At 68.5% G+C, this 9796-nt stretch carries 8 protein-coding genes; 2 read left to right on the top strand and 6 right to left on the bottom strand.

The window, feature by feature from the left end; all coding sequences use genetic code 11:
• Nucleotides 1-1203: succinyldiaminopimelate transaminase (gene dapC / locus ACLFRM_RS07945; RefSeq protein WP_410755202.1), on the bottom strand; the 1203-nt coding region annotated here is incomplete at its 3' end.
• 98 nt (nucleotides 1204-1301) lie between these two features.
• On the opposite strand from dapC, the gene ACLFRM_RS07950 reads away from it, so the two are divergent.
• Nucleotides 1302-1706: a VOC family protein gene (locus tag ACLFRM_RS07950; protein WP_410755203.1), complete on the top strand. Its 405-nt coding sequence runs from the start codon at nucleotides 1302-1304 to the stop codon at nucleotides 1704-1706.
• A gap of 33 nt (nucleotides 1707-1739) precedes the next feature.
• On the opposite strand, the gene ACLFRM_RS07955 is transcribed toward ACLFRM_RS07950, so the two are convergent.
• The 5 genes from ACLFRM_RS07955 to ACLFRM_RS07975 form a co-directional block, all read right to left on the bottom strand.
• Complete coding sequence (locus ACLFRM_RS07955; protein WP_410755204.1) at nucleotides 1740-2405, bottom strand: RluA family pseudouridine synthase; 666 nt, start codon at nucleotides 2403-2405, stop codon at nucleotides 1740-1742.
• Nucleotides 2402-5083, bottom strand: a complete 2682-nt coding sequence (glnD, locus tag ACLFRM_RS07960; protein ID WP_410755205.1) for a [protein-PII] uridylyltransferase — start codon at nucleotides 5081-5083, stop codon at nucleotides 2402-2404. Before glnD ends, ACLFRM_RS07955 begins: the two co-directional genes overlap by 4 nt.
• 4 nt (nucleotides 5084-5087) lie before the next feature.
• Nucleotides 5088-5846, bottom strand: coding sequence for a type I methionyl aminopeptidase (gene map, locus ACLFRM_RS07965; protein ID WP_410755206.1), 759 nt, complete (start codon nucleotides 5844-5846; stop codon nucleotides 5088-5090).
• A gap of 112 nt (nucleotides 5847-5958) precedes the next feature.
• On the bottom strand, nucleotides 5959-6540 hold the full coding sequence (locus ACLFRM_RS07970; protein ID WP_410755207.1) for a peroxiredoxin family protein: 582 nt from the start codon (nucleotides 6538-6540) through the stop codon (nucleotides 5959-5961).
• Between the two features lie 82 nt (nucleotides 6541-6622).
• A complete protein-coding gene (locus ACLFRM_RS07975) occupies nucleotides 6623-8623 on the bottom strand; it encodes a chloride channel protein (RefSeq protein ID WP_410755209.1) in 2001 nt (666 codons plus the stop codon).
• 163 nt (nucleotides 8624-8786) lie between these two features.
• Here ACLFRM_RS07975 and argC point away from each other — a divergent pair.
• On the top strand, nucleotides 8787-9796 hold a 1010-nt coding region (gene argC, locus ACLFRM_RS07980), incomplete at its 3' end, for an N-acetyl-gamma-glutamyl-phosphate reductase (protein WP_410755210.1).

Here is a 9796-nt window from a genome sequence, read left to right on the forward strand (position 1 = left end):
AAGCATCGCCCGAATCCGCTCCGCCGCCTCGACGCAGTCGTCCAGCTCGGCGACCAGCGCCATGCGCACGAATCCCGCCCCGGGGTTCACGCCATTCGTCTCGCGGGAGAGAAAACGCCCCGGCAGGACGGTGACGTTCTGTTCGGCGAACAGGCGGCGGGCGAAGTCGCGCTCGTCGCCCTCGACGCCCGCCCAGAGGTAGAAACCGGCATCCGGGCGGCGCACGTCGATGCCGGCGACCGGCTCGAGGATCTCGAGCACGGCATCGAACTTCTCGCGGTAGAAGCCGCGGTTGGCACGCACGTGGGCCTCGTCGTTCCAGGCGGTGATCGAGGCCAGCTGGGTGGGCAACGGCAGGGCGCAGCCCTGGTAGGTGCGATAGCGCAGAAAGCGCTTGAGGATCGCGGCGTCGCCGGCGACCAGCCCCGAGCGTAGTCCCGGCAGGTTGGAGCGCTTGGAGAGGCTGTGGAAGACGATCACGTTCTCGAACGGCGCGTCTCCGCCGCGTTCACCGGCGACCTCGAGCAGGCCGGTCGGCGGCTCGGCCTCGTCGAAATAGATCTCCGAATAGCACTCATCGGCGGCGATGACCACGTCGTGGCGACGGGCCTTTCCTAGCAGGTTGCGGTAGCGCTCGGCATCGATCACCGCGCCGCTGGGGTTGCCCGGTGAGCAGACGTAGAGCAATTGTGCCCGCTGCCAGATCGACTCGGGGATCGCGTCGAAGTCCGGCAGGAAACCGTTCTCGGCCAAGGTCGGGTAGTAATAGGGCTCGGCCCCGGCCAGCAGCGCCGCGCCTTCGTAGATCTGGTAGAAGGGGTTGGGCATCAGGACCACCGGCGGTTCGTTGCCGGTGTCCCGGTCGACCACGGCCTGGGCGATGGCGAACAGCGCCTCGCGGGTGCCGGCGACCGGCAGCACGTTCGCCTCGGGGTCGATCCGTCCCGCGGGCAGGCCGAACCGGCGCGTCAGCCACCCGGCCATGGCCTCGCGCAGGGCCGGCTCGCCGCGGGTCGCCGGGTAACGGGCGATCTCGCCCAGCGACTCGCGCAATGTCTCGAGCACGATCGAGGGCGGGGCGTGCCGTGGTTCGCCGATCGACAGCGGGATGTGCGGGAGCTCGGCCGGCGGCTGGGCACCGGCCTTGAGCTCGGCGAGCTTCTCGAAGGGGTAGGGATGGAGTCGGTCGAGATTGGGATTCATGCCGGAGGTCGTTGCGTTGGGTGGTGACGGGGCGGGATGCGACCGGGCATTATAGGTCCCCGATCCACTCGCCGCGAGCAACGAACCGGGAGCCTGCCATGGCGGATGCCGAGAACCGAATCGACGCGCCACCCGAGGTGCACGGGGTCGACCACGTCAGCCTGCTGGTCGCCGACGCGGCCCGGGCCTGCGCGTTCTACGTCGAGGTGCTCGGGCTGGCGGAGCTTCCCCGCCCCGAGCTCGGCTTCCCCGGCGCCTGGCTGTCGCTGGGCGACGGGCAGGCGCTGCACCTGCTCGAGCTGTCCGCCCCCGACCCGGTCGATGGCCGCCCCGAGCACGGCGGGCGCGACCGGCATTTCGCGTTGCGCGTCACGTGGACCGCCCCGTTCGCCGCCCGGCTCGAGGCCCGGGGCATCCCCTTCACCCGGTCGCGCTCGGGTCGGGATGCGCTGTTCTTCCGCGACCCGGACGGCAACGCCGTCGAGCTGGTCGGCAGCGGCTGATCGCCCGCGATTGATTGCCAGGAAACCGTGGCGTCAGAAGGGGGCGTCGAGCTCGAAGGCCACCTTGGGGGCATCGGGGTGCTGCGGGTCGGGGAAGGCGAGCCGGGTGGCGTGCAGCATCAACCGTTCGTGGCGCGCGGCCTCGGGGTGATAGAGCGAGTCGCCCTGGATGGGACGTCCCCGGGCGAGCAGGTGGACGCGCAGCTGGTGTGAGCGGCCGGTGATCGGCTCGAGGATCACCCGCACGCCCGCCGCCTCGGTCGCCGCGATTCGGTAGCGCGTCTGCGAGGGGCGGCCGCGTTCCGGGTCGATGCGGTAGCGCGGTCGGCGCTCCATGTCCTTGCCGATCGGCAGGTCGATCAACCCCTCGCGCGGCTCGAGCGGCGCGTCGATCAGGGCAACGTAGGTCTTGTCGACCCGCCGGTCGGCGAAGGCCTTGGAGAGAAAGGCGTGCGCCCGGGCGTTGCGTGCCAGCACCAGCAGCCCCGAGGTGTCCCAGTCGAGCCGGTGGACGATGCGCGCCTCGGGGAACTCGGTCTGCACTCGCGTGATCAGGCAGTCCTGTTTTTCCGGGCCGATACCGGGCACCGTGAGCAGGCGCTCGGGCTTGCCGACCACCAGGAAATCGCGCCGCTCGTCGAGCAGCGTCCAGTCGCCCGCCGGTTGGTTGGCCGCCAGGGTGTGGTCGATCGGACTCACGTCTCGGCCTCGTTATTGCCCTTTGCCGCACGGATCAGCGCCTCGGCGATGGCCTGCTGGTGTTCGCGGTCGTTGATCGGGTGGCCGTACTGGTCGACCACGAAGAAGGCGTCCTCGGCGCGCTCGCCCAGGGTGGCGATGCGCGCGTGCAGGAGGATCGCGCCCATGCGCCAGAGCGTGTCGGAAAGATCGGCCAGGAGGCCGGGCCGGTCCTTGGTCAGCACCTGGATCATGGTGCGGGCGCGGGCGACATCGGCGATGAACTCCACCTCGGTGTCGACGTCTAGGCTCGATAGCTGGGCCGGGGTGCGCCGTCGGGTGACCGACAGCGCCCGGTCGGGGTGGTGGATCACCCCCTCGAGGCGTTCGTGCAGTGCCTCGATCGCGCCCGGGTCGGCGACGGCAAGGCCCTGGCGATCGAGCACGAAGAATTCCAGCAGGATCAGCTCGGACTCGGGCAGCGGCTCGCGCCTGCCTTCGGGGTCCACGGCGGTGAGCCCGCTCTCGGTGACCAGCGGGCGCGGGATCACGGTGATGTTGGCCGACTGCACGTTCAGCCCCTCGCGATCGATGCCGGCGACCACGTGGGCGAACAGGGCGGGGTGGTTCTGCGCCAGGATCAGGATCTGCGTGGCCTGATGCTGCGGGTCGTCGTTGATGGTCAGTGCCGGCAGATTGGCGTCGATGGCCACGCGCGAGTGGCGCAGGATGTTGTCGATCTCGTTTCTGAGGAAGTATTCCTCCGGCATGCCCGACAGCCAGGCGGCCAGCTTGCCGGCGTTCATGCCCTCGCTCGATCCCTGCCGGTTGGCGTCGCGACGGGTCTCGCTCACGATCTGCGCCGAGGACCGCACCCCCTCGGCGAAATGCTGGTGGGTGAGCTCGAACAGACGCCGCAGCAGCGAGTCGCGCCAGGAGTTCCACAGCTGCGGATTGGTGGCGCGGATGTCGGCCACGGTCAGCAGGTAGAGGTGGTCGAGGCGCTCGGGGCTGCCGACCAGCTCGGCAAAACGGCGGATGACCTCCGGGTCCTCGATGTCCTGGCGTTGGGCGGTGAACGACAGCGTCAGGTGCTGTTCGACCAGCCAGCCGACCAGGTCGATGCCCTCGCGCGCCAGACCATGCGCCCGGGCGAAGTCGCGGGCGTCGAACGCCCCGAGCTCGGCATGATCGCCGCCCCGTCCTTTGGCGATGTCGTGGAACAGCCCGGCGAGGTACAGGATCTCCGGGCGCGGGATGCGGGCAAATGCCTGTGCGGCGGTCGGATTCTCGTCGCGGTACTCGGGTAGCGCGGGGCGACGCAGGTTACGGATCACCAGCAGCGTGTGGGTGTCGACCGTGTAGGCGTGGAACAGGTCGAACTGCATCAGGCCGACGATCGGCGCGAAGTTGGGAATGTAGGCAGCGAGCACGCCGGTGAGGTTCATGTTGCGCAGGGCGAGGTAGACGCCGCGCTCGGCGCGGAGCAGCTGCATGAACAACTGTTTCGCTTGCCGGTTGGCGCGAAAGCCCGCGTCGATTACCGACAGGTTGGCGCGCAACTGCCGGGCGGTGGCCGCGGTCATGCCCTCTAGCTCGGGGTGTTCGGCGAGCAGCAGGAACAACTCGAGGATGGCGGTGGGCGAGCGCATGAACACCTGCGCATCGCGGGTCTCGATCAGCCTGCCACGGCGGATGAAGCGCGGGTTGAGTCGCTTGACCGGCTCGAGGATCTCGGGGTGCAGGCGTTCGCGCCATCGCTGGATCAGCAACTGATTGAGGCGTTCGACCTCGATGGTGGCGCGAAAGAAGTGCTGCATGAAACGCTCCACCGCGAGGTTGCCGCTCTGCTCTCCCCGGTAGCCGAACGCGCCGGCGAGTGTCTTCTGGTGGGTCAGCAGCAGGCGTTCCTCGGCCCGTTCGGCCAGACCGTGCAGGCCGATGCGGATGCGGAACAGTAGCGACTCGGCATGTGTCAGGGCGCGGTACTCGTCGTCGCGTAGCAGCTCGGCACGATGCATCGCGGCGAGGGTAGGCGCCCCGTCGATGCGGTTGGCCAGCCAGCGAATGGTGTGCAGGTCGCGCAGGCCGCCCGGGCCTTCCTTGAGGTGTGGTTCGATCTTGGTGCCGACGTTGTCGTGCGATGCGTAGCGTGCCTGTTGTTCGTCGATCTTGGCGGCGAAGAACCAGGCCGGGTCGAAGGCCGTGTCACTGCGGATGGCCGTGTCCAGGCGCGTAAGCAGGTCCTCGTCACCGGCGATCAGCCGCATCTCGATCAGGCTGGTGTAGACGGTCGGGTCGGTGGCCGCCTCGAGGCACTCCTCGACGCTGCGCACGGCGTAGCCGATCGACAGGCCGGTGTCCCAGAGGGTGTAGAGGAACGCCTGCACCGCCTCGTCGTGGGCGTGGTCGGCGGTGAGCACCATGATGTCGATGTCGGAGTGGACGAACATCTCGCCGCGCCCGTAGCCACCGACGGCCACCAGCGCGCAGGGCGTGTCGGCGAGCTTGTCCTCCCACAGGCTGCGCAGGGCGCTGTCTACCCGGGCGGTGACTTCCCGGATGAAGCCGCGGGCACTGGTCTCGTCGGCCAGCGCATCGGCCCAGTGGGCGTTGAGCGTCTCGAGCTGCCGGGCCAGCGGCCGGTCGGCCGGGAAGGTGGTCTGGTCGCCGAAGCGACCATCGCGTTCCGGGAGCACGGGGTCAGGCGGACGGCTGGCTGAGGATGTCGAAGCCGTCCCTGGTCACGGCGACCGTGTGCTCCCACTGCGCGGAGAGCGAGTGGTCCTTGGTGACCACCGTCCAGCCGTCGCCGAGCAGCTTGATGTCCTTCTTGCCGGCGTTGATCATCGGCTCGATGGTGAACACCATCCCTTCCTTGAGGCGCACGCCCTCGCCGGGGTTGCCGTAGTGGACCACCTGCGGATCCTCGTGGAAGTTCCGTCCGATGCCGTGGCCGCAGTACTCGCGCACCACGGAAAAGCCGCTGGCCTCGGCATGTGTCTGGATGGCGTGGCCGATGTCGCCGAGGGTGGCGTCGGGGCGCACCGTCTCGATGCCCTTCATCATGGCATCAAAGGTGACGTCGATCAGTCGCTGGGCGCGCACCGACGGCTTGCCGACGGTGTACATCGCCGAGGTGTCGCCATACCAGCCGTCCTTGATCACGGTGACGTCGATATTGAGGATGTCGCCGTCGCGCAGGGTCTTGTCACCGGGGATGCCATGACAGACCTGGTGGTTGAGCGAGGTGCAGATCGAGGCGGGAAAGCCGTGGTAGCCGAGCGTCGCCGGGGTGCCTCCCTGGACCTCGGTGATGTGCTTGTGGGCGATCTCGTTGAGCTCGCCGGTGGTCACGCCGGCCTTCACGTGCTCGCGCAGCAGCACCAGCACCTCGGCGGCCAGCTGGCTGGCGATACGGATCTTCTCGATTTCCTCGGGGGTCTTGATGGAGATGTTCATGACCTGGAACCGGGCTCCCCTTGAATCTATGTGTCTGCCACGCGGCGCAAAGGGGGCAGTGTAACGAAAAACGCCCCGGCTCGCGGGGCGGGGCGCATGGGGTGGGGCGGGGTCAGGCCGACTCGAGCAGCTTGTCCAGGGTGCGCTCGACCCGGCCCACGTCGAACACGCCGATCTTCTGGAACTCGATGCGGGCCTGGGCATCGAGGATGAAGGTCGTCGGCGTGACCCGTACCGGGCCGAAGACTTCGGCGCCTCGACCGTCCTGGTCCCGCCAGATGGTGTAGGTCATGTCGCGCTTCTCGACCATCTTGTTGATCTGGTCGAGCGGGTCGTAGCTCATCGCCAGTCCCACGACGTTCACGCCACGTTCGGCGTACTTGTCGTGCAGCTCCTGGATATGCGGGATTTCCTTGACGCAGCCGGGGCAGGTGGTCGCCCAGAAGGTGATCAGGGTCGGCTTGCCCTTGATCGAGGAGAGCTCCACCGGTTCCCCGTCGCGGTCCTGGACGGTCACGCCCTCGAGCGGCAGGCCGCTGTCGGACAGGCAGCCGCCCAGGCCCAATGCCAGCAGCGCGCCGCTGCCGCCCAGCAGTAGCCGCCGGCGCGACGGATCGCGCAGGGCATTGCGGGTCGCGTCGATGGGGTGGTTTATCTCGGTCGGTGGCGTCATCTCGAACCCTCGTCTGGCCATGGTTGCTCCCCCGATGAGTCCCGGGTGCAAAGGGAATGGACCTGTCCGTGGCGTGGAAGTTTCCGGGCCGTGCTCGCTGGCGTCAACGTTCCACGATCGCCTGCTCGAGCATGGCGGCGGTCATCACGCCCAGCGTGCGTGCCTGCGACGAACCGACCATGCGCCGGGCGACCAGCACGCCGACGTCTTCCTCGCGCATCACGCGCTGAGCCTGGGTGAGCGTGTAGCCCACCTCGACGTCGGCGGCACGGTAGAAGCCGCTGATCTCGCCCGGATCGACGAGCACCGCCTCGCGGACCTCGTTGGCCAGCGCCTCCAGGTCGACTTCGGGGGGCGGTGCCTCGGCGCCCGTCGCCGGTGTTTCGACGGCTTCCTGGTCCGTGCGAGGTTGGGCCATCTCCTCGCCGCCGGTGGTCGGCGTGACGGATGTCTCATCTCTCGGGGTCGGCCCTTCGGCATGCCCTTGGGCCTTCGCCTCGCGCGCCGCCTGTTCGGCTCGGGACTGGGCGTCGAACAGCGCCTGGTTGAAGATCTGGTCGTACGCGGCCTTGGCCGGGGTGTAGCGGATCACGCCCATCGCCTGGCGGTGCTCGTCGCGGATGACCAGCCAGGCGGGCTTTTCCTCGAGCGCCTGCTCGAAACGGGCGAGATTGCAGGGGCAGGTCACCTCGGCGATGCGCCGCTCGATGATGCTCGAGACGCCGATGTTGTCGCCGTTGAACCATAGCGAGGGGCCCGGCATCTGCTGGTCGTTGGCGCGCAGCATCGCGTCGTAGAGTCCCGACTTGCCGAACACCATCCGGCTGACCAGCCCCGAGACGACGATGGTGATCATGGCCGGCAGGATCGCGCCGGTGTCGGTGGTCAGCTCGAGTACCGCGGCGAGGGCGGCCAGGGGAGCCTGGAGCGTGGCGCCCATCATCGCGCCCATGCCCAGCACGGTGTAGAAGGCGACATCGGTCAGCGGGATGTGGTCGAGCCGGTAGAGCAGGCTGCCGAGCGTGCCGCCCACCACCGCGCCGATCATCAGCACCGGGGCGATGGTGCCGATCGGCAGGCCCAGGCCCACGGTGACGCTGGCCAGCAGCCACTTGGCCACGGCGATGATCAACAGCGCCCCCAGTGTCAGCTCCGCGGCGGCGACGAGATCGGTGGTGTCGTGACCGATGCCGAGGATCTCCGGTACCCAGAAGCCGATGATGCCGGTGGCCACACCGGCGGCGGTGAAGCGCGCCCAGACCGGCCAGTTCCAGCTCCGCGCGATGGTGGCCTCGACGATCTGGATGTAGCCGGCGGCCATCGCGCCGATGATCAGTCCGAGTGCCAGCAGGGTGGGCACCTCCCAGAACGACATCTCGTGATGGATCTCGATGGTGAACAGCGTCTCCGGGCCGAACACCGTGGTCGCCAGCAGCGCCCCCATCGACGAGGCGAGGATCACCGGCAGGAAGCTCGCCAGCGTGTACTGCTTGATGACGACCTCCAGCGCGAAGATCACCCCGGCCAGTGGCGTATTGAAGGCCGCGGAGATCGCCGCGGCCACCCCGCAGCCCGACAGGGTGCGCACGCTGTTGTTGGGTAGTCCGAGGCTGTGGCCCAGCAGGCTTCCCGAGAAAGCGCCCAGGTGGATGCCGGGGCCTTCCCGCCCGCCGGTCAGGCCGATCAGCAGGCCCCACACGCCGGCGATGAACTGCACCACGGCGTTCTGCCAGGGCATGTCGGCGCCGAAGCGGTGAAAGCGGATGATGACGTGGCCGACGCCGACGTTGCGCATGCCGAACGGCAGCAGGTGAAAGGCCAGGCCAAGGACCAGCGTGCCGAGGATCGGCAGCAGAAGCCGCCATTCGGCGGGCAGGGATTCGTAGCGTTCCGCGCCCGGCAGTCCCAGGCCGTAGATCTGTAGTCCCTCGAGCGCCAGCCGGAAGGCGACTACCAGCAGGGCGGCGAGCAGCCCGGCGATCAGGCCGAGCAGGGTGACCTGCAACAGGGCATCCGGCTGGGCCAGTCGCAGCCGCAGGCGCTCGATGAACCGGTTCAGCGGGCGGCCGAACCAGTCCTGGATGCGGGCGAGCAGAGCGGTCACGGGCCGGGCCTCCCGGGGGGAAGATGAGGTCGGTGGTCGGTCGGGCGCACGGATGGTCCGCCGCGTAGTGGCTGCTAATATGCCACGATTGTCCACCGGGTTCGAACGCGGCCTGCCATGGGGCGGCCCGGAGAGTCCACGCGAGAGGAGTCGAGGCGAAGACATGAAGAAGATCGGAATCGTCGGGGGTACCGGGTACACCGGTGTCGAGCTGATGCGCCTGCTGGCCCACCACCCGCAGGTGGAGGTGGTCGCCATGACCTCGCGCGGCGAGGCCGGTCGTCGCGTGGACGACCTCTACCCCAGTCTGCGCGGTCACACGAATCTGGTCTTCAGCGATCCGGGCGAGGCCGACCTTGCTGCCTGCGACCTGGTGTTCTTCGCCACGCCCAACGGTATCGCCATGCAGGACGCGCCGGCGTTGCTCGAGCAGGGCGTTCGGGTGGTCGATCTGGCCGCCGACTACCGCCTCAAGGACCTTGACGTCTGGTCGCGCTGGTACGGCATGGAGCATGCCTCGCCGGAGTGGGTCGAACAGGCCGTCTACGGGCTTCCTGAGCTCTATCGCGACGAGATCCGCGGCGCGCAACTGGTGGCCAACCCCGGCTGTCACGTCACCGCGACGACCCTCGCCGTGTTGCCGCTGATGGGGCTGGACTGGGTCGATCACGGGCAGATCGTCGCGGACACCAAGTCGGGCGCCAGCGGCGCCGGTCGTTCGGCCGCCGTGCATACGCTGATGGCCGAGGCGGGCGAGAGCGTGCGGACCTATGCCGCCGCCGGTCATCGCCATCAGCCGGAGATTCGTCAGACCTTGACCGCGATCGCCGAGCGCGAGATCGGCCTGACCTTCGTGCCGCACCTGGTGCCGATGGTCCGCGGGATCGAGTCGACCGTCTACCTGCCCATCAACGGCGAGCCGAATGCCGATGTCCAGCGCCTGTACGAACGCTACTACGCCGAAGAGCCGTTCGTCGACGTGATGCCGTCGAACAGTCACCCGGAAACCCGCAGCGTGCGTGGCAACAATATCTGCCGCATGGCGGTGCACCGACCGCTCGACGGGCCGATGCTGGTGGTCTCGAGCGTGATCGACAATCTGGTCAAGGGCGCGGCCGGCCAGGCCGTGCAGAACATGAACCTGATGCTGGGCTGCGACGAGTCGGCGGGCCT

Source organism: Guyparkeria sp., assembly GCF_046540515.1.
Lineage (GTDB): Bacteria > Pseudomonadota > Gammaproteobacteria > Halothiobacillales > Halothiobacillaceae > Guyparkeria.